This is a genomic window from Paenibacillus tundrae (assembly GCF_036884255.1).
Classification (GTDB): domain Bacteria; phylum Bacillota; class Bacilli; order Paenibacillales; family Paenibacillaceae; genus Paenibacillus.
The window spans coordinates 811,560-837,755 of record NZ_CP145605.1; the positions used below are offsets into that span (position 1 = coordinate 811,560).

Annotated in this window: 22 protein-coding genes and 1 riboswitch; all 22 genes read left to right on the plus strand. The window is 46.7% G+C overall.

Translation table 11 applies throughout. From position 1 onward, the window contains the following. Positions 1-29 precede the first annotated feature (29 nt). The 22 genes from V6W81_RS03680 (at position 30) to V6W81_RS03785 (ending at position 26,170) form a co-directional block, all read left to right on the plus strand. Complete coding sequence (locus V6W81_RS03680; RefSeq protein WP_200956133.1) at positions 30-167, plus strand: hypothetical protein; 138 nt, start codon at positions 30-32, stop codon at positions 165-167. 104 nt (positions 168-271) lie between these two features. Continuing rightward, entirely contained in the window at positions 272-535 is a 264-nt protein-coding gene (locus V6W81_RS03685) for a DUF1294 domain-containing protein (protein WP_338541588.1), read from the plus strand. Positions 536-773: 238 nt separating this feature from the next. After that, the gene (locus tag V6W81_RS03690) at positions 774-1,208 is read left to right on the plus strand and encodes a universal stress protein (protein ID WP_338541589.1); all 435 of its coding nucleotides are present in this window, start codon (positions 774-776) and stop codon (positions 1,206-1,208) included. A gap of 292 nt (positions 1,209-1,500) precedes the next feature. Then, positions 1,501-1,602: riboswitch (purine riboswitch) on the plus strand. Between the two features lie 205 nt (positions 1,603-1,807). Then, positions 1,808-2,293 (plus strand): 5-(carboxyamino)imidazole ribonucleotide mutase, encoded by a 486-nt coding sequence (gene purE, locus V6W81_RS03695; protein ID WP_145053238.1) that lies wholly within the window; start codon positions 1,808-1,810, stop codon positions 2,291-2,293. Beyond that, the gene (gene purK / locus V6W81_RS03700) at positions 2,293-3,492 is read left to right on the plus strand and encodes a 5-(carboxyamino)imidazole ribonucleotide synthase (RefSeq protein WP_430701328.1); all 1,200 of its coding nucleotides are present in this window, start codon (positions 2,293-2,295) and stop codon (positions 3,490-3,492) included. The genes purE and purK overlap by 1 nt, the downstream gene beginning before the upstream one ends. Beyond that, on the plus strand, positions 3,489-4,787 hold the full coding sequence (purB, locus tag V6W81_RS03705; RefSeq protein WP_056693002.1) for an adenylosuccinate lyase: 1,299 nt from the start codon (positions 3,489-3,491) through the stop codon (positions 4,785-4,787). The genes purK and purB overlap by 4 nt, the downstream gene beginning before the upstream one ends. Positions 4,788-5,079: 292 nt before the next feature. Further along, a complete protein-coding gene (locus tag V6W81_RS03710; protein ID WP_338541590.1) occupies positions 5,080-5,958 on the plus strand; it encodes a phosphoribosylaminoimidazolesuccinocarboxamide synthase in 879 nt (292 codons plus the stop codon). 793 nt (positions 5,959-6,751) lie between these two features. Beyond that, positions 6,752-6,997 carry a phosphoribosylformylglycinamidine synthase subunit PurS gene (gene purS / locus V6W81_RS03715; protein WP_017690695.1) on the plus strand — a complete coding sequence of 82 codons (246 nt, stop codon included), beginning with the start codon at positions 6,752-6,754 and terminating at the stop codon, positions 6,995-6,997. 4 nt (positions 6,998-7,001) lie between these two features. Then, positions 7,002-7,691: a phosphoribosylformylglycinamidine synthase subunit PurQ gene (purQ, locus tag V6W81_RS03720; protein ID WP_338541591.1), complete on the plus strand. Its 690-nt coding sequence runs from the start codon at positions 7,002-7,004 to the stop codon at positions 7,689-7,691. Beyond that, on the plus strand, positions 7,669-9,912 hold the full coding sequence (purL, locus tag V6W81_RS03725; protein WP_338541592.1) for a phosphoribosylformylglycinamidine synthase subunit PurL: 2,244 nt from the start codon (positions 7,669-7,671) through the stop codon (positions 9,910-9,912). Before purQ ends, purL begins: the two co-directional genes overlap by 23 nt. Next, on the plus strand, positions 9,897-11,375 hold the full coding sequence (gene purF, locus V6W81_RS03730) for an amidophosphoribosyltransferase (RefSeq protein WP_145053246.1): 1,479 nt from the start codon (positions 9,897-9,899) through the stop codon (positions 11,373-11,375). Before purL ends, purF begins: the two co-directional genes overlap by 16 nt. Positions 11,376-11,387: 12 nt before the next feature. After that, on the plus strand, positions 11,388-11,825 hold the full coding sequence (locus V6W81_RS03735) for an immunity 26/phosphotriesterase HocA family protein (protein WP_338541593.1): 438 nt from the start codon (positions 11,388-11,390) through the stop codon (positions 11,823-11,825). A gap of 243 nt (positions 11,826-12,068) precedes the next feature. Beyond that, positions 12,069-13,109, plus strand: a complete 1,041-nt coding sequence (gene purM, locus V6W81_RS03740) for a phosphoribosylformylglycinamidine cyclo-ligase (RefSeq protein WP_338541594.1) — start codon at positions 12,069-12,071, stop codon at positions 13,107-13,109. After that, positions 13,109-13,726 carry a phosphoribosylglycinamide formyltransferase gene (gene purN, locus V6W81_RS03745; protein WP_338541595.1) on the plus strand — a complete coding sequence of 206 codons (618 nt, stop codon included), beginning with the start codon at positions 13,109-13,111 and terminating at the stop codon, positions 13,724-13,726. Before purM ends, purN begins: the two co-directional genes overlap by 1 nt. Before the next feature lie 294 nt (positions 13,727-14,020). Next, positions 14,021-15,568: a bifunctional phosphoribosylaminoimidazolecarboxamide formyltransferase/IMP cyclohydrolase gene (gene purH, locus V6W81_RS03750; RefSeq protein WP_338541596.1), complete on the plus strand. Its 1,548-nt coding sequence runs from the start codon at positions 14,021-14,023 to the stop codon at positions 15,566-15,568. Between the two features lie 360 nt (positions 15,569-15,928). After that, positions 15,929-17,194: a phosphoribosylamine--glycine ligase gene (gene purD / locus V6W81_RS03755; protein WP_338541597.1), complete on the plus strand. Its 1,266-nt coding sequence runs from the start codon at positions 15,929-15,931 to the stop codon at positions 17,192-17,194. Positions 17,195-18,046: 852 nt separating this feature from the next. After that, positions 18,047-19,387, plus strand: a complete 1,341-nt coding sequence (locus V6W81_RS03760) for a hemolysin family protein (protein ID WP_145053258.1) — start codon at positions 18,047-18,049, stop codon at positions 19,385-19,387. An 89-nt stretch (positions 19,388-19,476) separates the two neighbouring features. Then, positions 19,477-20,559 carry a hemolysin family protein gene (locus V6W81_RS03765; RefSeq protein WP_145053260.1) on the plus strand — a complete coding sequence of 361 codons (1,083 nt, stop codon included), beginning with the start codon at positions 19,477-19,479 and terminating at the stop codon, positions 20,557-20,559. 395 nt (positions 20,560-20,954) lie between these two features. Beyond that, positions 20,955-21,905, plus strand: coding sequence for a ring-cleaving dioxygenase (locus tag V6W81_RS03770; protein WP_338541598.1), 951 nt, complete (start codon positions 20,955-20,957; stop codon positions 21,903-21,905). Between the two features lie 8 nt (positions 21,906-21,913). Beyond that, positions 21,914-22,519: an alpha/beta hydrolase gene (locus V6W81_RS03775; protein WP_338543931.1), complete on the plus strand. Its 606-nt coding sequence runs from the start codon at positions 21,914-21,916 to the stop codon at positions 22,517-22,519. Positions 22,520-22,750: 231 nt separating this feature from the next. Then, a complete protein-coding gene (locus V6W81_RS03780; protein WP_338541599.1) occupies positions 22,751-25,042 on the plus strand; it encodes a beta-glucosidase family protein in 2,292 nt (763 codons plus the stop codon). A 237-nt stretch (positions 25,043-25,279) separates the two neighbouring features. Then, positions 25,280-26,170, plus strand: coding sequence for an alpha/beta fold hydrolase (locus V6W81_RS03785; RefSeq protein ID WP_338541600.1), 891 nt, complete (start codon positions 25,280-25,282; stop codon positions 26,168-26,170). Positions 26,171-26,196: the final 26 nt, after the last annotated feature.

The following is a 26,196-nucleotide window of genomic DNA, read 5'->3' on the forward strand; positions in this document are numbered from 1 at the left end:
GCAACGTAAGCCTAGGAGGTGATACCCATATGCCGCACAACAAACCAGAGAAACGCCATAATCAGCAGAATAAAGACAGTATCCGCGAAGAGAGTATCGCTGTGCGTCCGGAGAAAGCAGCGAAACGAGTACCAAGTCTAAACGGGATACCCAAACAGGAGTCCTAGATAGGCAGTATAATGCAGTCTCCTTTCCCGCGTTGAACATGTGCCAGTCTTAGGATTATAATGGAGACAGGGAGATGTCCCGGGATAGGGGGATTGCTTAATATATGCAAACCGGACTTATCTTGTGGTTTATATTTATTAATGTAGTAGGATATCTGGTGATGTCCGATGACAAGAGACGTGCACAGCAACGTCGAGATCGTACACCTGAACGTACATTGTTTTTGCTCGCATTCATTGGTGGTGCGCTTGGAGTCTGGATCGCTATGTATCGCAAAAGGCACAAAACGAAGCATCCGAGCTTCACGATCGGTGTTCCTCTGCTTTTGTTTCTGAATGCAGTAATGTATGGTTATTTTCTCCAGTAAAAGCATGGGATGAAATGCACTGGATCAAATTTTTTCTAGCTAATTATTCTTAGATCGTAGTGTATGTGTTCGATCTATCTCATAGGAATTGATATGTAAATTCATTCTTATGAATGGTTCATCTTAGCTCTGGAACGTTTAAAGAATGACATGAAGTACAAGGTTTTAATGTGCGTTAGGATATTACCCCGAGGCTTGCTTCGGATGTTCTACATATAAAGGAAGGGACGGGATTCACATGTTATTTTCCAAAATCTTAGTAGCTTATGACGGCTCCAAAGCTTCAAATAAAGCACTTGATCGCGCGATTGAATTCGCCAAAGTATCACCAGATGCAGTACTGGATGTTATTCATGCATTCGATTTCCCGCGTGTATTTATCGGGGAGGGATTGGCTCCACTGCCACCTTCTCTCAACAATGACTATTACAATCTTGCAGTACAAACAACGGATGAAGCCAAAGAGCGAATCAGGGCTGCTGGAGTAACGGCTAATGTAGATCTGATCCAAGGAGCTGCTGCTGAAGTATTGCTTGATTTTGCAAAAGAGAACGGTTCGGACATCATTATTATTGGTAGCCGCGGGCTGGGTGGAATTCGGGAGTTTGTTCTGGGCAGTGTCAGCCATAATGTAGTGCAGCATGCTCAGATTCCAGTACTTATCGTTAAATAGTGTAGAAGTGTACAACACTTCAATGGGAAAGCCGGTAGTCTTCGAGAGATTGAAGAGGAGCCGGCTTTCTTTTATGGAATGAAATGGTTAGTGAAAAGCCGTGAAATGAGTAATTCCCGAACATTATATTTGTCAATATGTTAAATGTTCGTCTTTAAGTTGACATTCGCTGTAGGGGATTGTTAAAATGTTAGATGTGTCGATCAGGTGAGAATAAGGTCGAGTAGGAACGAATGCTGTTGAAGATTTTATTAGATTATAAACGAAGTTTGCAAGAGACTGAACCTAGCATTTTGCAATATAGAGATTTGCTCGTATAACGCCGGGAATAGGGCTCGGAAGTATCTACCCGGGAACCGTAAATTTCCGGACTACGAGGAGATACGGCTGAGAGTCGCATGGAATTAAAGTGCGGACAGCAAGCCCCTTTTGGCATGCCCAAATGCGGGATACGTATTTCTTGGAGTCCGGTGTCCGGAGAAAATGTATGTTTTCGCGGGTAGCGGATTTTTTTGTTCCATGGGCATGAGGGTGGACACAAAAAGGAATGCTGGAACGTGACATTATCCAAAAAGCTCAGACGGGAGTTGAATGTATTCATGTCAGTGCAAGTTGCTGTAATTATGGGCAGTAAGTCAGATTGGGAAACGATGAAGCATGCGTGTGAGGTGCTTGATGAGTTAGAAATCGGCTATGAGAAAAAAGTGGTATCCGCTCATCGTACACCAGATTTGATGTTTGAGTATGCAGAGCAAGCCATTGATCGAGGATTCAAGGTCATCATTGCGGGTGCAGGCGGGGCGGCACATCTACCTGGCATGGTAGCAGCCAAAACGATGTTGCCAGTGATCGGCGTGCCTGTGCAGTCCAAAGCATTAAATGGTCTCGATTCCCTCTTGTCCATTGTTCAGATGCCTGGCGGAATACCTGTTGCTACCGTTGCCATTGGTAAAGCAGGAGCGACGAATGCAGGGTTACTCGCTGCTCAGTTCATCGGTGCTTTTGATAAGGAAGTTCGGAACCGTGCGGAAGCTCGCAGAGAACGAATTAAACGTGAAGTGTTAGAAAGCAGTGATGAGTTATGATGATGCCTAATAAGCAGTCTGAGGCGGCTAGTGAAGCCAAACGTGTACTGCTTCCTGGACGGACGACGATTGGTATTCTGGGAGGTGGCCAGCTCGGACGTATGTTAACGTTGTCTGGAACGGCGATGGGGTATCGGTTTGTAACGCTTGATCCTGTCGCTGATGCACCTTGTGGACAAGTTGCCCGTCAGATTGAAGCGGGTTATGACGACGAAGCTGCTGCTAGGAAATTGGCGGAGCAATGCGACGTAATTACGTACGAGTTTGAAAATGTGGATGCTGACGTTGCCGCTCTTCTGGAGCGTGAATCCTACGTGCCTCAGGGAAGTACATTACTTTATACTACGCAGCATCGTCTACGTGAAAAGCGGGCCATTGAAGCGGCGGGTGTGCGCGTTGCCCCTTATCGGGAAATTACCAACTTGGATACAATGCAAGCGGCTGTTCGAGAACTAGGTGTCCCATGTGTGCTGAAGACGGTAACCGGTGGGTATGATGGCAAAGGCCAACGCATTATTCGCGAGGTTAGCCAAGCGATTGAAGCTTACGAAGAGCTTGCCTCCACAGGTGCGGAATTGGTGCTGGAGCAGTTCATTAAGTTTGATTGCGAGATATCGGTAGTTGTTGCGCGTAGTACGCAAGGGGAGATCAAGACTTTCCCAGTAGCGGAGAATATTCATGTGGACAACATTCTGCATACATCCATTGTTCCAGCAAGGGTACCAACGGAGATTCAGCTGGAGGCACAGAGATTGGCGGCAGCCGTTGCAGAATCGATGCAGGCAGTTGGTTTGCTCGCGGTTGAGCTGTTTGTAGCAGCGGATGGAAGACTTTATGTGAATGAGCTAGCTCCAAGACCACATAATTCGGGGCATTATACGATGGAAGCTTGTGCGACTTCACAGTTTGAACAGCATATTCGTGCCATTTGTGGATTGCCGCTTGGAGACACAACACTGCTAAGTCCTGTGGTTATGGTCAATGTGCTTGGCGAGCACCTGGAAGGGGTCATCGATCGGATGGGTCAATCAGACACAGAAGCGATGGAACTCGGGGTTATTCCCAAGCTTCATATATATGGTAAAACTGAAGCGAAAACAGGAAGAAAGATGGGGCATGTCAATCTGCTCTGTCAGGATGTCGAAGAAGGATTGCAATGGATTGAACAAACTAATCTCTGGAGGAATATAAATTCATGATCGAACGTTATAGCAGACCCGAAATGAGAGCCATCTGGACGGAAGAGAACAAATTCAAGTCATGGCTGGAAGTTGAAATTTGTGCATGTGAAGCGTGGGCAGAGCTTGGAGTCATCCCGAAAGAAGAAGCAGCATTGCTTCGTCAGAACGCATCTTTTGACATCGATCGCATCTATGAGATTGAACAGGAAACACGTCATGACGTTATCGCATTTACACGTACGGTATCCGAAAGTCTAGGCGCGGAGCGGAAATGGGTACACTACGGACTGACTTCTACAGATGTAGTAGATACGGCATTGGGATATGTCCTTCGTCAAGCCAACGAGATTCTGGAACGCGATATCGTGAACTTCATTGAAATTTTGCGTGAGAAAGCACTAGCATATCAGCATACACCAATGATGGGACGTACACACGGGGTACATGCGGAGCCAACAACGTTTGGTTTGAAAATGGCATTGTGGCATGAAGAGATGAAGCGTAACTTGGAGCGTTTCCGTCATGCAGCAGACAATGTGCAGTTCGGCAAAATCTCCGGTGCAGTTGGAACGTATGCGAACATCGATCCATTCGTAGAAGAGTTTGTCTGCGAGAAGCTAGGCACGAAGCCGGCACCGATCTCCACACAGACATTGCAGCGTGACCGTCATGCGGAGTATATGGCTACATTGGCGTTGATCGCAACTTCTTTGGACAAGTTCGCTACAGAAGTGCGTGCACTGCAAAAGAGTGAGTTCCGTGAAGTAGAAGAGGCTTTCGCTAAAGGTCAAAAGGGATCTTCTGCAATGCCGCACAAACGCAATCCAATCGGTAGTGAGAACATCTCAGGTTTGTCCCGCGTAATTCGCGGACATATGGTGTCTGCATATGAGAACGTAACGCTCTGGCATGAGCGCGATATCTCGCACTCTTCCGTTGAACGCGTGATCTTGCCGGATGCAACGATGCTGCTGAACTACATGCTGAACCGCTTCGGTAATATCGTGAAAAACCTGACGGTGTTCCCAGAGAACATGAAACGCAACATGGAGCGCACCTTCGGCGTACCGTTCTCAGGCCGCGTTATGACGAAGCTGATCGACAAAGGCTTCAGCCGTGAGCAAGCGTACGATACGGTACAACCACGTGCGATGCAAGCATGGGAAGAGCAAAGACAGTTCCAGGACATCGTGAAATCTACACCTGAAATTACAGAAGTGCTGAGCGAGGAAGAAATTGCAGATGCATTCAACCCATCATGGCACCTGAAGCATGTAGATACCATCTTCAAAAAGCTTGGTTTAAACGACTAATTTATTAAGGTTTTGAATTATTATGCTCCCTAAAAGTATAGGTTGATTATGTGTTCACGCTGGAACGGAGAAGCAGAAAAAACCTGAAGAAGCGAAGCGTTCGCCTGAAAGCTTTCTGAAAGAAAGCTGCATCGGAAGCATAAGCTATTCCCGGATTTTACCCATTTGAAAGTGAGATCAAAAAAATCCGGGAATAACAGCGATCGGAAGGTTATTCTGCATTCGGAGTGGCTCCGCGTGATGAAGGGAATTGGACGTAAACTTTACATCTCCTGAAAGAAGGTGAGCCAACATGGCGTTGTCCACTGCGGCGGATCTCGTTGAAGCTCCTTTGTTATATAAAGGAAAAGTACGTGAATTGTACGATCTGGGTGAACATTTTTTGATCGTGGTTACAGACCGAATCTCTGCCTTTGACTATGTATTAGAACCTGCGGTTCCTGAGAAGGGCAATGTGCTCAATAAGCTAAGTAGTTACTGGTTTGAGCTGACGGGCGATATGATGGACAATCACGTCGTTCATACAGATGTAAATCGATTGGGTGACGTTGTAACTGACCCTAATCTGCTCAAAGATCGCATCATGGTTACCCGCAAAGCGGAGCGTATCGATATCGAATGCGTCGTACGTGGATATATCACCGGGGGCGGTTGGAGACAATATGAGAAAAGCGGTGAGGTCAACGGCATTACACTGCCGGAAGGACTTCGCAAAAACGCGAAGCTGGATTCTCCCATTTTCACGCCAGCAGCCAAAAACGACGTTGGGCATGACGAAGACATTCCAATGGATCGCATGAAGGAACTGGTTGGAGACGCGCTGGCCATCGAGCTTCAGGAGAAAAGCCTGCGCTTGTACGAATTCGCTCGTGATTACTGTGATCAGCGAGGTATCATTCTGGCAGATTGCAAGTTTGAATTCGGTATGGTGGATGGCAAAGTCATTCTGATTGACGAAATCTTTACGCCAGACGCTTCCCGCTTCTGGGCTAAAGAAAACTATGCGCTTGATATCGAAATCGACAGTATGGACAAAGAACCGGTTCGTACGTATCTTGCTGGTACAGATTGGGATAAAAACAGCCAGCCAGATCCATTACCTGAACAGGTTGTGGAGGCGACAACTGCAAGATACGTCGATATCTATAATCGTTTAACAAGTAGTGTTTGAGGCAAGCTACGGAAAAGTTTGGCTTTCGATCGCTGTTGCCCCCGGAATGCTTGGATTGTAATCCTTTTTTCAAAAGGAAGCATTCCGGTTGCAAAGGCGAAGCATATGCTTACGAAGCAGTTTTCTTCCAGAAAACTTTTAGCTTTCGCTTCTCCAGCTCAAATCTTTCCCTCCGCCAGTCTCAAACTGGGGAGAGGTAGTATTAAATAAGGCTTCCGTCAGGCAGGGAAGCCTGTAAAGAACAGAACATTCAGTTAATGTTACACATGTTATCTGTAACATTAGAGAACCACTTATATGTAAACGTAGTGGTTAAGGTCTCAACCACTACTAACCGTGCAACGTAAAAGGTTTAGGCCTTTAAAAAAGCGCCGTAGGATCAGGCGGAGGGGCGGAATTGTTCGTAAAGGAGCGAAGCGTTCGCCTTTGTCCCCGGGTTTTGACCGCAGAGCGGGCTAAACAAATCAGAAAAACCTGGGGACAACAGCGACCTGCAGAACAATCCGCCCCGGAGCAAGCTCCCAACTACTACCCACCGTGCAACGTAAAGGTTTAGGCCTTTCAAAAAAAGCGCCGCAGGATCAGGCGGAGGGGCGGAATTGTTCGTAAAGGAGCGAAGCGTTCGCCTTTGTCCCCGGGTTTTGACCGCAGAGCGGGCTAAACAAATCAGAAAACCTGGGGACAACAGCGACCTGCAGAACAATCCGCCCCGGAGCAAGCTCCCAAGGCCAATCATTTTTTTAACAGCATAAAGCATTTATCCCGTTCATTACTGAGGAGGAACATAAGGATCATGATTAAAGCAACCGTATATGTCACTATTAAGCAAAGCGTACTCGACCCGCAAGGCGTAGCAGTTCAAGGAGCCCTTCATTCGATGGGATTCAATGAAGTTGAAAGTGTACGGATTGGTAAAGTCATGGAACTGAACCTGGATACGACAGATCGTGCAGAAGCGGAGAAACGATTGAAAGTGATGTGTGAGAAGCTGCTCGCGAACACCGTTGTTGAAGATTACCGCTACGAATTGGAGGGTTAATCTCATGAAATTTGCAGTTCTTGTGTTCCCTGGCTCCAACTGCGACATCGACTGTTACAAGGCAGTAGAAGACGCGATTGGACAAGAGGTTGATTATGTATGGCACACGGCTACAGATCTATCGGCTTATGATTGCATTCTGGTTCCAGGTGGTTTCTCGTATGGTGACTACCTGCGTTGCGGCGCCATTTCCCGTTTCGCACCTGTAATGAACGAGGTAGCCAAAGCTGCTGAAGAAGGTAAATATATTTTGGGCATTTGTAACGGATTCCAGATCCTGACTGAAGCTGGTTTGCTTCCAGGGGCATTGATCCGTAATACATCTCTGAAATTCCGTTGCCATGATACCGTATTGAAAGTAGCCAATGCAGATACACCATTTACACGTGACTATACGCAAGGCGCAGAGATTATTATTCCAATTGCGCACGGTGAAGGAAACTATTATTGCGATGATGCGACACTTGCAAGCTTGCAAGCGAACAACCAAATCGTATTTACGTATGGTAGCAATCCGAATGGTTCCCTTGGTGATATCGCGGGAATCAGTAATATCGGCGGAAACGTGGTCGGCATGATGCCGCATCCAGAGCGCGCAGTAGATTCATTGCTCGGCTCAGAAGACGGCAAACGTATGTTTACATCTATTTTGAAAGCATGGAGGGATAAGCATGACGCAGCAGCTATCCGCTAAGGAACCGACAGCAGAACAGGTCGCAGAACATAAACTTTACGCCCAAATGGGTGTGTCGGACAGTGAATATGAGCTGATCTGTGAATTCATGGGACGTAAGCCAAACTACACAGAGATTGGTGTTTTCAGTGTAATGTGGTCTGAACACTGTGCATACAAAAACTCCAAACCACTCTTGCGTCGCTTTCCAACAAGTGGCCCGCGTGTCCTGATGGGACCGGGTGAGGGTGCGGGTATCGTCGATATCGGGGATAACCAAGCCGTTGTTTTCAAAATTGAAAGCCATAACCACCCTTCCGCGGTTGAGCCTTACCAAGGCGCAGCGACAGGTGTTGGCGGCATTATCCGTGATATTTTCTCCATGGGTGCTAGACCTGTGGCATTGCTGAACTCCCTACGTTTCGGCAAGCTGGAGAGCGATCGCGTTAAATATTTGTTCGAGCATGTCGTAGCTGGTATTGCGGGATATGGTAACTGTATCGGTATTCCTACGGTTGCGGGTGAAGTTATGTTTGACGAGAGCTACGAAGGTAACCCATTGGTTAATGCCATGTGTGTGGGTCTCATTGATCACGATAAAATTCAGCGCGGTGTAGCTAAGGGTGTAGGTAACCCAGTGTATTATGTTGGGCCGCCAACAGGCCGTGATGGAATTCACGGAGCAACCTTTGCTTCGGTTGAATTGACTGAAGAATCCGAATCCCAACGTACAGCGGTTCAAGTCGGTGATCCATTCATGGAGAAACTGGTTATGGAATCCTGTCTGGAATTGATCGATACAGGCATCGTGCTGGGTATTCAGGATATGGGCGCTGCGGGCTTAACATGTTCGAGTGCGGAGATGGCAAGTAAAGCAGGCAATGGTCTGGAATTGTATCTGGATCAGGTGCCACAGCGTGAAGAAGGCATGACTCCTTACGAAATGATGCTGTCTGAGTCTCAGGAGCGTATGTTGTTCGTAGTAGAGCCGAAGGATGAAGCACAGGCGATGGAAATCTTCGAACGCTGGGGTGTTATCTGTGCCAAGGTTGGTAAAGTTACGGATGACGGCCGTCTGAAACTGATCCACCATGGCGAAGTGGTTGGTGATATGCCAGTAACGGCACTGGTTGACGAATGTCCGGTGTATGATAAGCCATCTTCTGTACCTGCGTACTATGAAGCTAGTGCTTCCATCGACACGCTTCGTTACGACGAAGTGTCGGATCTCGGTGGTGCGTTGAAACAAGTGCTCGCTTCGCCAACGGTGGCAAGTAAGAAGTGGGTCTATGATCAATACGATTACATGGTGCGTACAAGCACAGCCGTTCGTCCAGGTTCAGATGCAGCGGTGGTAACAATCCGTGGAACACGCAAAGGTCTCGCGATGACAACGGATTGCAACGGACGTTATGTATATCTTGATCCAGAAGTGGGCGGAAGAATTGCGGTAAGTGAAGCTGCGCGTAACATTGTATGTTCTGGTGCAGAGCCACTCGCGATTACGGACAACCTGAACTTCGGTAACCCGGAGAAACCGGATATTTTCTGGCAGATGGAAAAAGCTGTAGACGGTATGGCTGAAGCTTGTCGCGTATTGGATACACCAGTCATCGGCGGTAACGTAAGTTTGTACAATGAAAACGCCAAAGGCTCCATCTACCCAACGCCAGTTGTCGGTATGGTAGGCCTCGTTCATGATACGGATCATATCACGACACAAGCATTCAAATCCGAAGGAGATGTCATCATTCTCCTCGGTGACACGAAAGCCGAACTGGGCGGCAGCGAGCTGCAATACGCCGTTCATGGTCAGACAGAAGGCCGTCCACCAGAGCTGAACTTGCAGACTGAAAAAGTGTTGCTTAGCACCGTGCTCGAAGCGATTCAATCCGGACTTGTTCGTTCAGCACATGACTTGTCTGAAGGTGGTCTAGCAGTTGCACTGGCTGAGTCTTGCATTAGCGGTAACGTAGGTGCACAAGTGAACGTGGAAACTACACTGCGTGGCGATCATGCACTCTTCAGTGAAAGCCAATCCCGTATTCTGCTATCGGCTTCGCCGGAGCAAGCAGGTAAGCTTGAAGCGTTTGTTCGTGAACGCGGTGTACCTGTAGCTGTGATCGGACGTGTAGAAGGAAGTAATCTTACGATTGAATTGAACGGAAGATCAGCTGTGAACGAACCCGTAGGAGGTTTGACTCAGGTCTGGGAGGATGCGATTCCATGTCTCATGAACTGATGACAGGGCCGTTGTGGACAGGTGATTATTATAATGAAGGGTCCGGCAAGGAAGGACTCGACAAATTAAAGGAAGAATGCGGAGTTTTCGGGGTGTTCAGACACCCTGAAGCCGCTTCGTTATCCTATTATGGTCTACATGCATTGCAGCACCGGGGCGAAGAAAGTGCGGGAATGTGTGTAAGTGATGGCAATCAGTTTAACTACCATCGCGGCATGGGACTCGTGAAGGAAGTATTTACGAAGGATCTGATGCAGACCCTTACCGGTGATATCTCAATCGGGCACGTTCGGTATTCGACTAGCGGTGATAGCAAGCTGACCAATGCACAGCCATTGGTATTCAAATATCGTGATGGTGATCTGGCCGTTGCGACGAATGGTAATATCGTTAATGCACCTACGATCCGCCGTGAACTAGAGCAGAGCGGTTCAATCTTCCAGACGACAAGTGATACAGAAGTTATTGCCCATCTGATTGCACGTTCTTCCAAAGGTTTGGTGGAAGCAGCGAAGGATGCATTTCAGCGGATCGTGGGTGGCTATGCGTTCTTGATTATGACGAACGATAAGTTGCTCGTTGCGTCTGATCCGCATGGTCTGCGTCCATTGACAATGGGTAAGCTAGGGGACGCTTATCTGTTTGCCTCCGAGACCTGTGCGCTTGAAACGATTGGTGCTGAACTAATCCGCGATATTGAGCCAGGCGAACTGCTTGTACTGGATGCCGACGGGTTGCATGAAGATCGGTTTGATCATCATAAACATCGCAAAGCGCTGTGTGCGATGGAATATATTTATTTTGCTCGTCCGGACAGTGACATGAATGGTGCGAACCAACACGCTGCCCGTAAACGGATGGGAAGCCGTATGGCGATTGAAGCATTTGTAGATGCGGACTTGGTTACGGGGGTACCAGATTCCAGTATCTCGGCAGCGATTGGATACGCTGAACAGACGGGGATTCCGTATGAGATGGGTATGATCAAAAATAAATATACAGGTCGAACATTTATTCAGCCGAGCCAAGAGCTACGGGAGCAAGGTGTGAAGATGAAACTAAGCGCCGTGCGCCGTGTAGTTGAGGGCAAACGTGTGGTTATGATCGATGACTCCATCGTGCGTGGTACGACATCCCGCCGGATCGTGAATATGCTACGGGATGCAGGGGCTACGGAAGTGCATGTGCGGATTACATCTCCGCCGTTCAAAAATCCATGCTTCTACGGGATCGATACACCGGATAGCCGCGAACTGATCGCTTCATCATTGTCTGTGGAAGAGATATGCCGTGAAATCAACGCAGACTCTCTGGCGTTCCTTAGCCCGGACGGGTTGATTACATCCATTCAGGGAGATAATCAGGATGACTACAAGGGCGGACTATGCCTTGCATGCTTCGATAATGATTATCCAACTCGTCTCGACTTTAATGGCGAAGAAAAATTCGGATGTAGTTGTTAGGAGATTAGGCTTATGGGAAGAAAAAGCTATAATGAGGGCGATATTTTTCTGATCCCGATGCATGATGGCCGTTTGGCTGTATGTCAGGTCGTAAGTGCATTGAGAGGCCGCTTCAAAAAGGCATTTTCATTCGGCGTGATGAGCATTCAGCATGACGAAACTGTAAGCTTTGAAGATCGCGAATTTCTTGTCTATCCTTATATGCAGCGAAAGAATAGCGTGATCTTCACGTCACCGGCATATCTCAAAGATGGAACATGGAGTATTATCGGTAACATCCCATTAACGCCAGCGAAAAAAGAACTGCAAGTATTTCAATGTGCGGGGCATTTGTACGATGGAGATGAGTATATCCGCAATCTCTCGCCGACAGAATACAGTCAGTATATTACGCTCGGCGTGGCAGGGTTTGAGTTGGTACAGAACCATTTATTAGAGATGAAACAGTAATATATTAGTTCAACTAAACTTTTTACACGAGAACGGAGAGGACAGAAATAACCTGAAGAAGCGAAGCGTTCGCCTTTATCTCCGGATTTTCCCTTTGAAGAAGGGAATCAAAAAAATCTGGAGATAACAGCGATCGGAGGTTATTCTGTCATCGGAGTGGCAAGTGTAAACATTCATTAGTTGAACTTAAATAAATACGATATTTGGAATGAAATATAGAACCAGATGAAGGGTGCGATGGTAGTGTCAGAAGCATACAAAAACGCCGGCGTCGATATCGCGGCAGGCAACGAAGCGGTAGAACGGATGAAAAAGCATGTGAAACGTACCTTCCGTCCGGAAGTCATGACAGACCTGGGTGGATTCGGTGCTCTGTTCGGCTTGAACAAGGACAAGTATGATGAGCCGGTACTTGTTTCCGGTACAGACGGCGTAGGAACGAAGCTGAAAATCGCGTTTGCTATGGATCGCCACGATACGATTGGAATTGACGCGGTAGCCATGTGTGTGAATGATATTGTCGTACAGGGCGCAGAGCCATTGTTTTTCCTCGACTATCTGGCATGTGACAAAGTCATTCCAGAGAAGATTGAAGCGATTGTTGCGGGGATTGCAGAAGGCTGTCATCAGTCCGGCTGTGCACTGATTGGTGGCGAAACGGCTGAAATGCCGGGGATGTACAGTGAAGGTGAGTACGATATTGCCGGATTTACCGTAGGTATTGTGGATAAAGCAAAAATCATCAACGGTACAACCATCGCTCCTGGCGATACGGTGATTGGACTTGCATCCAGTGGTGTACACAGTAACGGCTTCTCCTTGGTACGTAAGTTGCTGTTGGAGCAAGCTGGACTGAGTTTGCAGGACGAAGTGCAGGAGCTCGGTGGTAAGCTGGGCGATGCGCTGTTGGAACCTACGAAGATTTATGTGAAGCCATTGTTGTCCTTGCTGGAGAATGTAAAGGTAAAAGGTATGGCTCACATCACTGGTGGTGGATTTATTGAGAACATCCCACGGATGTTGCCAAGTAACGTAAACGTGGATATCGACTACGGCTCATGGCCAATCCTGCCGATCTTCAACCTGTTACAAGAGAAGGGCAATGTCACTAACCGTGATATGTTCACAACATTTAACATGGGGATCGGTCTTGTGCTGGTTGTTAATGAAGCTGATGCCGCGGAAGCTCTGCAACAACTGAAATCATCTGGTGAAGAAGCGTACATCATTGGCCGTGTTACCGAAGGAGATGTGCGAGTAACCTTCACAGGAGCGGATGTTTAATGACGAATTACCGGATTGCTGTATTTGCCTCGGGTGAAGGGAGTAACTTTCAGTCATTGGTCGATGCAGTGCGGAACGGGGGGCTGAATGCATCCGTTGAACTGCTGGTCTGTGACAAACCTGCTGCACGTGTCGTGCAGCGGGCACAGGATGCTGGCGTGGATTGCCATCTCTTCACCCCGAAGAATTATGATTCACGAGAAGCCTACGAGAAAGAGATCGTTGAAGTGTTAGAAACGAAAAATATAGATCTGGTCGTTCTTGCCGGATATATGCGTTTGCTCACTTCAGTCGTGGTGGATCGGTATGCAGGACGATTGATTAATATCCATCCCTCTCTTCTTCCAGCGTTCCCTGGCAAAGATGCTGTCGGGCAAGCAATAGAATACGGTGTGAAGATTACAGGTGTGACTGTTCATTTTGTGGATGGAGGTATGGATACAGGGCCTATTATTGCCCAGCATCCAGTACCGGTTTTGCTCGGGGATACGGCGGAAACGATCAGTCGTTCTATCCACGCTGCCGAACAACAGTTGTATCCAGAAGTTGTCTCTTGGTTCGCTCAAGGTCTGATCCAATTAAACGGACGCCACGTTACCGTTAACAAACCGGTTTGATATAAGTTGCCTCTTTTTACACGTTAACGGAGAAGACAGAAAAAACCTGGAAAAGCGAAGCGCTCGCCTTTATCACCGGATTTTTCCTTTGAGAAAAGGGAATCAAAAAAATCTGGGGATAACAGCGATTGAAAGGTTGTTCTGTCATCGGAGTGTTGCGTGTAAACACTATGGTTTAACATATATAACAGAAGTCGAATATTGGTACGCATTTTGTGATATTTCTCGGGAAATAAATCGGCTGTGTTTCGTCATGAAACGCGAAGCTATGGGACATTAAAGGAGGAGCATATTGTGAGTATCAAAAGAGCGCTGGTCAGCGTATCGGATAAAACAGGCATCGTGGACTTTTGCCGCGAGCTGTCGCAAATGGGTGTAGAGATTATTTCGACAGGGGGCACAAGCAGCCTATTGTCGAAGGAAGGCGTACCTGTTATCGGAATCTCGGATGTAACTGGATTCCCGGAAATTATGGACGGACGTGTCAAAACATTGCATCCCGCAGTTCATAGTGGATTGCTTGCTGTTCGTGACAACGAAGAACATACACGTCAGATGGAAGAACTCGGCTTAGGCTACATCGACTTGGTTGTTGTTAATCTGTATCCATTCCAGGAGACCATTGCAAAACCGGATGTGGCGTATGAAGATGCCATCGAGAACATCGATATTGGTGGTCCAACTATGCTCCGCTCGGCAGCCAAAAACCATGCTTTTGTCAGTGTTGTTGTAGACGCTGCTGACTACAGCCAAGTGCTGGAGGAAGTACGTAACAGTGGTGATACTACGCTGGAAACACGCAAACGGCTTGCGGCAAAAGTTTTCCGTCATACGGCGGCTTATGATGCACTTATCTCTGATTATCTGTCCAATGTGAATGGTGATCCACTGCCAGAGCGTTTGACCGTTACTTACGAAAAGCTCCAGGATTTGCGTTATGGCGAAAATCCACATCAACAGGCGGCATTCTACCGCAAACCGCTCGCTGCTCAGGATACATTAACGACAGCGGAGCAATTGCACGGTAAAGAATTGTCCTACAACAACATCAATGATGCCAACGCAGCATTGCAGATCGTAAAAGAATTCGAAGAGCCTGCTGTAGTGGCAGTAAAACATATGAATCCTTGCGGCGTAGGTGTCGGCGAGAGCATCTATGAAGCTTATAGCAAAGCATACGCAGCAGATCCAACCTCGATTTTTGGTGGGATTGTTGCAGCTAACCGCATTATCGATAGTGATACCGCGGCTAAATTGAGTGAGATTTTCCTTGAGATCGTCCTGGCTCCTGATTTCACACAAGAGGCGCTTGATATCTTGACGAAGAAGAAAAACATTCGTTTGCTCAAAACGGGCGAATTGAATGCGGCTCGCAATCGTGAGAGCCAATTCGTGGTGACATCCATCGATGGCGGTATGATTGTACAACAATCGGATGTACATTCCATTGAAGCTAGTGAATTGAACGTAGTGACAGATCGTGCACCTTCCGAAGAAGAGCTGAAACAACTGCTGTTTGGCTGGAAAGTGGTTAAACATGTGAAGTCTAACGCGATTGTACTCGCGGCAAATGACATGACTGTAGGTGTTGGCGCTGGACAGATGAATCGTGTTGGTGCAGCCAAAATTGCGATTGAGCAGGCTGGCGAGCAAGCTAAGGGATCAATCTTAGCATCCGATGCATTCTTCCCCATGGGAGATACCCTTGAACTGGCTGCCAAAGCAGGCATTACAGCCGTGATTCAACCTGGCGGTTCGATTAAGGACGAAGAGTCGATCAAAGTAGCAAACGAGTACGGTATCGCTATGGTGTTCACAGGCGTTCGTCACTTCAAACACTAAGATTACACGGTAATACCAACCAGGATGAACAAGCGAATCCGCTTGTTCATCCTCGTTTTGGGAGAAAAACGGATAGGATAATAGATCAGTTAACATATATAGATTGAACTAAACATTTACACAAGAGCGGAGAGGACAGAAATAACGTGAAGAAGCGAAGCGTTCGGCTGAAAGCTTTCTTTCTACAGAAAGCTACATCGGAAGCATAAGCTACCCCCGGATTTTCCCTTTGAAAAACGAATCAGAAAAATCTGGGGATAACAGCGATCGTAGGGTTGTTCTGTCATCGGAGTGGTCAGTGTAAATAACTATAATTCAATCTGTATTAACGAACATCATTCATGAGGGGGAAACGAAGTGATGGATATTCTGGTAGTTGGCGGCGGTGGCCGTGAGCATGCGATCATCTGGGCATTGGCGAAGAGCCCAAAGGTAGATAAAATTCACTGTGCTCCGGGAAATGCAGGTATTGCACAGCTAGCCGAATGTCACCCAATCGGGGTGCATGAATTCGATAAACTAACCGCGCTGGCTGTAGAGCTAAAGGTTGGTCTGGTTGTCATTGGACCAGATGATCCACTTGCAGATGGTATTGTTGATGCATTTGACGACACACGTATTCCAGTGTTTGGCCCACGTCGGAATGCAGCCGAGATTGAGGGTAGCAAAACATTCATGAAGGATCTGCTTCATAAGTACAACATTCCAACTGCGGCCTACGAGAAGTTCGATAATTATGAACAAGCACAGACTTATCTGAATGCGCAATCCATTCCTGTGGTGATCAAAGCGGATGGGCTTGCGGCAGGTAAAGGTGTAACTGTAGCTTATTCACGGGAAGAAGCGGATCAGGCGCTGCGCAGCATTATGGTGGACAAGGTATTCGGAGAGGCTGGTGCCAAGGTTATTATTGAAGAATTCCTTGCCGGTCAGGAAATGTCCATTCTCGCCTTTGTTGATGGGGAAACGGTTCGTCCCATGGCTGCAGCTCAGGATCATAAGCCTGTATTCGATAACGATCAGGGGCCTAATACTGGGGGGATGGGTACATACTCACCATTGCCACACATTGATTCTTCTATTATTGAAGAAGCGGTCGAGACCATTATCAAACCTACGGCGAAAGCGATGGTATCCGAAGGGCGTCCGTTCCAGGGTGTTCTGTTTGCAGGGCTGATGATCTCACCTGATGGTAAACCTAAAACGATCGAGTTCAATGCCCGTTTCGGTGATCCAGAGACACAGGTTGTATTGCCACGTCTGAAGTCAGATCTGTTCGACATTTTCTGGGCAACGGTTCATGGCAAGCTGGCTGAGATCGAGATTGATTGGAGCGATGAAGCGGCTGTATGTGTCGTACTCGCTTCAGGTGGTTATCCAGGTCCATATGCTAAGGCTGTACGGATTGAAGGGTTGGATGAAGCCAAGGATGCTATTGTGTTCCATGCAGGAACAGCACGCAATGAATCGGGTGAATGGGTAACGAATGGTGGACGGATCTTGGGTGTTGTTGGTCTAGGTGCAGACATTAGTGAAGCCAGAGATCAAGCATACGCGCAAGCCGAACTCATTCGGTTTGAGGGTAAACATCAACGGTCTGATATCGCTGCCAAAGCATTAGTTTAATAGAACAAAGGAATATTAAAGGCTCGTAGGAAATACGCTGATAGCAAAGTGTATGCATCCTGCGAGCCTTTTGTTGCGTATACTGATTATATGAAACTGGGAGAGACCACTCAGCTCACATTTAAACTCGTTATAGCAGGTTCAATGGTTCAACTGATATAGCATAATTAAAGGTGTTTAAGGAATAAATGTGTAGGGTAGTAATTGTATAAATAAACAATTAGGACGTGTCTCAAAACTCGCTGAAGTGCATCTTTTACCGCCTTTTCGCCCCCTGCTGCGTCATTTTCCCTTGACGTGCCTCGGCACGCCTGCGGAAAACTTCCTTGCTTGGAACGAAAATTCGGCAAAATCTGCGTCCTTCGGAGTTTTCAGACACGCCCTAGATGGATGAATCTTCATACATATAGACTATTCTGTGAACAATACATATGGTTAACTACGCCAAACCATAACGTGCAACTGGATGGTTGGGAGTGGAACGTGGTATACTTTTCTGAAACAGGAATGAACAAGAAGGGAGGTGGATATCTATTGGGAAGGCGATATTGTAAACTGTCCAAATGGAGAATTAAGGTGGAGTAAATCGGGGAAACCATTGACAGCATTAGGGTTAACCCTGTTTGGCGTACAAAGGTTTCTTGATTGGATTACGACATCCTTAGTTCCTGTTTTTGCAACTTACAAAGCCATGGTTAGCCTGTGTAAGTTCATCATTATCGATTTTATATACGCATGAAATTGCAGTGGAAAGAAGCATGTTAACAATATCAGCTGTTATGGAATTAACAAGGTTAATGGATAACGCTGTAACTATTTCTGGAGGTGAATCCCTGAGAATCGGGGAAATCATTGGACATAATTACCATTATTAATTTAGCATTACTAGTTATCTTGATTGGATTAACCGCATTTTTCGTTGCATCCGAGTTCGCAGTTGTTAAGATTCGTACGTCACGAGTGGATCAACTGATCTTGGAAGGCAATAAAAAGGCTGTTCTTGCGAAAAAAGTCGTATCCGATTTGGATTATTATCTATCGGCCTGTCAGCTTGGTATTACCGTTACGGCTCTGGGACTTGGTGCATTGGGTAAACCGACTGTGGAGAGACTATTATATCCGGTATTCGAATATCTGAGTGTATCGCCTGCCGTATCGTCGGTTGCTTCCTATGCAATCGCCTTTATTCTAGTCACATTCCTTCACGTTGTTGTTGGTGAGATGGCACCCAAAACACTCGCAATTCAATTTTCGGAAAAATTGACGTTGCTGCTCTCACCGCCGCTGTATTGGTTCGGTAAGATTATGTATCCTTTCATCTGGGCGCTAAATGGTACATCCCGTGTTATTCTTCGCGGATTCGGTGTAAAACCAGCAGGTCACGAACAGGCTTATTCGGAAGATGAGATCAAGATAATTATGAGTCAAAGCTATGAAGGCGACGAGACGAATCGAACCAAGCTTTCTTACATGGAAAATGTCTTTGTGTTCGATGAGCGCGTTGCTAAAGATATTATGGTACCGAGAACAGAATTGGTTACACTGGATCAGGAGATGGTCTACGATGAGATCATTCCGATTCTAGATGAACACAACTACTCGCGTTATCCTGTCGTCGAAGAGGGCGATAAAGACCGTATTGTCGGTATGGTCAACGTAAAGAAGATTTTGCCTGACATGGTTACTCGCAGAGAATATCAACTCTCGCATTTTGTTCGTGAAATTCCTTTCGTTTCGGAAATAACCCGAATCCAGGATGCGATGATCAAGATGCAGCAAGAACGAGTGCATATGGCTGTAGTCGTGGATGAATATGGGGGTACGTCGGGAATCCTGACGATGGAGGATATTCTAGAGGAGCTCGTTGGTGAAATTCGTGACGAATTCGATGCCGACGAAGTGGCAGATATCCAAGAGACGGGTGAGAACCAGTATCTCATTAATGGTCGTGTCCTATTAGACGAACTGGAGAGACAGTTTGGCTTGAATTTTGAGGGTAATGAAGAGATGGATACCGTTGCAGGCTGGATTCAGTTCCAAAAGGGAGTTCGCGTTGACAACGGAGATACCGTGGAGCACGGGGACTATGTCTGGACGGTCGTTGAAACCGATAATTATCAGATCAAGCAGGTACTACTGGAGCGTACTAACGGGGCAGAAGCTGAGGTTCCGACCAGCAGTGTATCTGATTAAGGCCATTTTAAAGTGAATGCTTGAATGATGGAGTTCAACACATGAAATATAAATTACTTGGAGGTGAATCCCTCATCTGAGGGAAATCATTGGACGGAATAATAGCCTTGAATTTATTTTTGGTCGCGGTATTTATCGGACTGACTGCATTCTTCGTAGGAGCCGAATTTGCAATTCTCAAAGTCCGAATGTCTCGAATAGATCAATTGATCTCTGAGGGAAATAAGAAAGCAGTTCTTGCTAAGAAGGTCGCACATGATCTGGACTACTACCTCTCTGCCTGTCAGTTGGGGATTACGATTACAGCTCTCGTGTTAGGGGCATTGGGTGAACCTACCGTAGAGAAAATGTTACATCCGTTGTTTGACCGCTTAGACGTACCAGCAGCGTTATCTACTGTGCTTTCCTATGGTATTGCGCTTGCGATCATCACGTTCTTACACGTTGTCATTGGTGAGTTGGCACCTAAGACGCTTGCAATTCAATTTGCTGAGCGCATGACTCTGTTGCTCGCACCACCTTTGTACTGGTTTGGTAAGATCATGAACCCGTTCATCTACGCACTTAATGGTGCTGCCCGTCTTCTGCTTGGTATTTTTGGAGTTAAGCCGGCAGGGCACGATACCGTTCACTCCGAAGAGGAGTTGAAGCTCATTGTAGCTCAGAGTTATGAGAGTGGAGAGATTAATCAGACTGAGCTCGACTATCTGAAAAATATCTTTGCTTTTGATGAACGTCTCTTACAAGAGATTATGATTCGCAGAGAAAAAATCGTTACGCTGGAAAAGGGAATGCCTATTGATCGCATGATCGAGGTTCTGAACCAGCATGAATATACACGTTATCCTGTTGTAGCAGGAGCAGATCAATCTCATTTTATCGGATTTATTAATACAAAAGAGATGCTGACAAGTGTGGCGGCAGGACGAGAGTCCAGCATGAATAATTTTGTTCATGATATGCCTAAATTCTCGGAGAAATCCCCAATTAAGGATGTTCTTATTCAGATGCAACAGAGCCGTGTTCATATTGCTGCCGTGCATAACGAGCAAGGTGAGACGGTTGGTATGGTTACGATGGAGGACATTCTGGAAGAAATCGTTGGCGATATCAAGGATGAATACGAACACAAGGATCTCGTAAATCCACCCAAAAGGCTGAAATTGGTCTAATTGAAATTCAAGATTTAACTTCTTTAGAACCGGGTATCCCGTAATTGAGAAGTAGTGCAAGCTAAGGCAGATTTCCGATTGAATCGGGAATCTGTCTTTTTTGTTTTGGACAAATTATATTGAAGAAGATGGACAACTAGCCCGAAGGATAGATATAAAAGTAATAAATCTTAAATTTAAAATAAATGCTTGCAATTTGGATGGGGATGGATTAATATAAATTTAAAGAATCTTAAATTAAAGATAAATAACAAAAAAAGAAACCATGAAACAGCAACAAAATTAAACAGTAAAACGCAATTAGAACAAATAGCAACAAAACAAATTGCAATGAGAATAAATGAATCTGCCAAGAAAGCTCAACCAAAACCAACTAAACTAAGGGAGTGGATGTTATGTTCAGAACTTCAGGAATTCACCATGTTACCGCTTTTGTAGACGATGCACAGAAAAATGTTGATTTTTACGCCGGTGTACTGGCTCTGAGATTGGTGAAAAAAACAATTAACTTCGATGCACCCGATGTGTATCATCTGTATTACGGGAATGAAGGCGGAGCGCCTGGAACGATCATCACGTTCTTCCCACAGCAGAATGCAAGAAGAGGCGTCATTGGTTCTGGTCAAACAGGGGTAACGGTCTATGCGATTCCGGTAGGCAGCTTGCCTTTCTGGAAAGAGCGTCTTGCTTCATTCGATATTCCTTTTGAAAATAAAACACGGTTTGGCGAGCAGTACATTCGTTTCTTCGATAAAGGCGGTCTGCTGCTTGAACTGGTTGAACGTGAAGAAGGTCAGCCTAGCCAGTGGACATTTAATGGTGTAACGCCAGAGCACGCGATCAAAGGCTTTGGAGGTGCGGTATTATTCACTCATGTACCTGAAAAAACAATTGATGTGCTGGAAACGATGCTTGGTCTGGAGCAAGTCGGTGAAGAGGATGGAATTATTCGTCTACGTGCCACAGGAGACATCGGTCAACTCATCGACATTCAATCGACAGGCATCCAGCGCGGGATCGGTGGAGCTGGAACGGTACACCATATTGCATGGCGTGCTAAAGACTACACAGAGCATGAACAAGTACAGAAAGATCTGGAGCAAGCAGGCTACTATCCAACGCCGGTCATTGACCGTCAGTATTTCAACGCCGTGTATTTCAGAGAACCAGGAGGTATACTGTTCGAGCTGGCTACCGATCCTCCAGGATTTGCACGGGATGAACCACAGGAGAGCATGGGTGAGAAATTAATGTTGCCTGAATGGTACGAACCACAACGTGAACAGATTGAACAGATGTTGCCACCAATTCAAGTACGGGAATGGAAAGGAGACGCAAAATCATGACCAATACAATGAAACATATTTACAAAGCAGGCTCACAGCCTGATGCACCTACATTGCTCTTGCTTCACGGCACAGGAGGCACGGAAAATGATCTAGTCGGCCTGGCTGAGATGATTGCACCTGGAGCTGGTATTCTGGGGGTACGTGGAAATGTATCTGAAAACGGTATGCCTCGCTTCTTCCGTCGTTTAGCCGAAGGTGTATTTGATGAACCAGATCTGATCGCACGGACAGCAGAACTTGGCGCGTTCATTGATGCAGCAGCTGTAGAATATGGCTTTGACCGCTCGAATGTCATTGCCCTTGGTTACTCCAATGGAGCCAATATTGCTGCAAGCCTAATCTTCCATCAGGCGGATGTGTTCAAAGGAGCCATTCTGCATCATCCTATGGTACCACTGCGTGGACTTGAGCTGCCTGATCTGAAAGGCTTGCCTGTATACATTGGAGCAGGAGAGAATGATCCTATCGTGCCTAAAAGGGAAACCGAAGAGCTGGCGAGCTTGCTAAGCGAAGCTGGAGCAACAGTCCACATGCACTGGGAGCGTCAGGGACATCAGCTTACACGTACCGAGGCAGAAGCTGCAGCAGCATGGTTTGCGTCTCAGGTATGAGGCTTTATTAGTATCGGTAATATCAGTATTTTCGGTAGTAGGAACTAATGCTCAGAGAGAGCGTTGATTAGACAGCTTGATCTTTAGAGATCAGGCTGTTTTTCTTTTTTGTACAAAAGAATAGGGATAACCGTTATGTAAACGTTGCGAATGGGGTAAACATTTGAAAGTGCATTACGAAAGGATGTATCCTTTATCTTATATAACAGATCATGAACTGGAGGGGTTATTATGGAACGAAACATCAAAGAATTGGTACAGCGGATGACTTTGGAAGAAAAAGCGGGCATGTGCTCAGGTCTCGATTTCTGGCATCTGAAAGGGGTGGAGCGTCTCGGTATCCCATCCATCATGGTAACGGACGGGCCCCATGGATTACGTAAGCAGGATTCCAGTGCTGATCATCTGGGACTGACAGCAAGTGTGCCTGCAACGTGTTTCCCATCCGCCGCAGGACTGGCAAGTTCATGGGACACCGAGTTAGCGCGTCAGGTCGGCGTTGCTCTAGGGGAGGAATGTCAGGCGGAGGACGTTGCCGTACTGCTTGGGCCAGGTGTTAACATTAAACGTTCACCACTAGGTGGGCGTAACTTTGAATATTTTTCCGAAGATCCCTTGTTGTCCACACGTATGGCCGCGGGTCATATTAAGGGAGTACAGAGTCAGGGTGTAGGCACGTCATTGAAACATTTTGCTGTGAACAATCAGGAAGAGCGACGCATGTCGATTGATGCCATTGTAGATGAACGAACGTTGCGTGAGATTTATCTTGCGAGCTTCGAGGGTGCAGTGAAGGATGCTCAGCCGTGGACGGTAATGAACTCCTATAACAAGGTCAATGGAACCTATGCGGGTGAGAATGAGTGGCTGCTTACGGATATTCTCAAAGACGAATGGGGTCATGAAGGCATTGTTGTGTCAGACTGGGGTGCTGTGAACGAACGTGCGGATGCTCTGGCGGCAGGAATGGAACTGGAGATGCCGGCAAGCGGCGGAATTGGTGAACGTAAGGTCATTGATGCTGTAGAGAACGGTGAACTGTCTCTGGAGAAGCTGGATCGGGCAGTGGAGCGATTGCTTGAACTGATCTTCAAAGCGGTGGATCATAAGAAGGAAAATGCAACATATGACAAAGAGGAGCATCATCAGCTTGCGCGGAAGGTCGCTTCGGAGAGTATGGTTTTGCTGAAAAATGAGGAGGGCATCTTACCACTACAACGCGAAGGTTCTGTTGCACTTATCGGTGCCTTTGCACGTAAACCACGCTTCCAGGGAGGTGGCAGCTCTCATATTAATCCAACCCAAGTGGATGATATTGTGGATGAGATGACGCGTGTGGCGGGTGAAGAGGTGAAGCTCACCTACGCACCAGGGTACCGAATTGAAGCAGATGATGTAGATGAGTCATTGATGGCTGATGCGATTCAGACGGCTCAGGCGGCGGACACGGCAATTGTGTTCGTAGGACTGCCAGACCGCTATGAATCAGAAGGGTATGATCGTTCGCATCTGCGCTTGCCAGACAATCATATCCGTCTCATTGAAGAGGTAGCTAAGGTACAACCACGTGTCATCGTCGTCCTAAGTAACGGGTCACCTGTGGAAATGCCATGGTTGCCGAAGGTACAAGCTGTGCTTGAAGCATATTTAGGTGGTCAAGCTGTCGGTGGTGCAATTGCTGTTCTATTATACGGTGAGGTAAATCCATCGGGTAAACTGGCAGAGACATTCCCTGCGCAGCTTAGTCATAATCCATCTTATCTTAATTTCCCGGGTGAAGGTGATCGGGTTGAATACCGTGAAGGAATTTTTGTAGGATATCGATATTATGACACCAAGCAGATTGATCCCTTGTTCCCATTTGGATACGGTCTGAGTTATACGACGTTTGAATATGCTGATCTCACCGTGAATCGGACGAAACTGACGGATCAGGATGAGGTACAGGTAAGTGTTCGTGTAACCAACACAGGGGACAGAGCCGGTAAAGAAATCGTACAGCTCTATATCCGTGATGTAGAGAGCACTGTTATTCGTCCAGCCAAGGAGTTAAAGGCATTCGCCAAAATTCAGCTGGAGCCAGGTGAATCGAAGGTGATTGGCTTCACCTTGGATAAGCGCTCGTTCGCTTATTATAATGTGGACATGCAGGATTGGCATGTAGAGACGGGAGAGTTCGAGATTCAGGTGGGAAGTTCTTCACGGGACATTCATTTACACACACGAGTGACCGTAGAATCGACGGCGACCTTTATCCCGACGTATACACGTAATAGTACACTTGGCGATATTCAGCGCGATCCTGCCAATAAGAAGCTACTGGAGCAGGCATTGAAGCAATTCCAGGAAGCAAGCGGCTTTGGCGGTGACGATGCTGGAGACCATGCAGATATGATGGATGCCATGATGAAATATATGCCGCTACGTGCTCTCGTTGCCTTTAGTGGCGGGGCTATGAGCGAAGAAGACATGAACGAGTTGTTGGAGAAACTGAACAACAAGGATCACGGCATTCGAGCATAATCGTTGTTGTGACAGCATGATATCCACGGATGAGTGGATGTATCATAAGGTTGAACCCGATCCGATGATGGATCGGGTTTTCTTTCTTTTTAAAGCAGTGAGCTGGATAATTTAGAAAAGAGAATGGTGAGCTGTGCTATGCTTGTCGTAAAGTGAAGAATATTTTATAATCAACTGATAATCATTTTCAATTAGATTCAGTTCAGGATAACTATACAGATAAACGGGAGGGGAAATATGGATCATCGTCCTAGCTTACATACATTTGGTTCAAGTGCATATATTCAGGCCCGTGATGGTCGCAAGCTACATTATATGTCCAAAGGAGCAGGCGAACTGACCGTGGTATTTGAATCCGGTATGGGGCTCTCGAGATCTACCTGGGGCTTGGTTGCACCAGCTATTGCTGAGCACGCACGAACAGTCGTATATGATAGAGCAGGGGCGGGACGAAGTGAAGTAGATTCTGCTCCGCGCAGTCTGAAACGAATGGCAGAAGATCTGGGGGATTTGTTATCTGCACTGGGGCCAGGGCCGTTCATTCTTGTTGGGCATAGCTGGGGTGGGCCAATTGTGCGAACTGCTGCAGCTGCGAATATATCCCAACTACGTGGAATTGTACTGGTGGATCCATCAGATGAGCATTGCGAGTTGTATTTCTCCAGCCTAGCTAAAAAAAGCTTTGCCTTGAATGGCTTTCTTATTCCAATTATGGCACATACGGGCTTATATCGCTTGCTCGGAAGTAAGGCTGGAAAGGTTCAGCCTGATGATGTTGTAGCAGATCATCTCCAAGAAGATTTCACTGTACAGGCAGCAAAAACGATGCTTGCCGAAGGCAAAACGTTTCTGGATGATATGACCGCACTATTGTCAAAACCACCCGTTCTAGGTGATCTGGAGGTCAGCGTGATCTCAGGTACGAAGCCAAGCAAGGGTGAAGGGAAGATTAGACCTGCTCTCATTGCGGCGCATCGTCAGACTGTGAGTAAGCTATCCAATGCGAGATGGATTGGCGCAGATCAGTCCGGTCATACGGTTATGTATACAGATCCACAGGTCATTATTGATGAAATTGTACGAATGATAAATAATGCGAGCTCAGGCGCAACAATAGAGCAAAAGTGATACAATAATAAAAAAAGAGAGCAGTG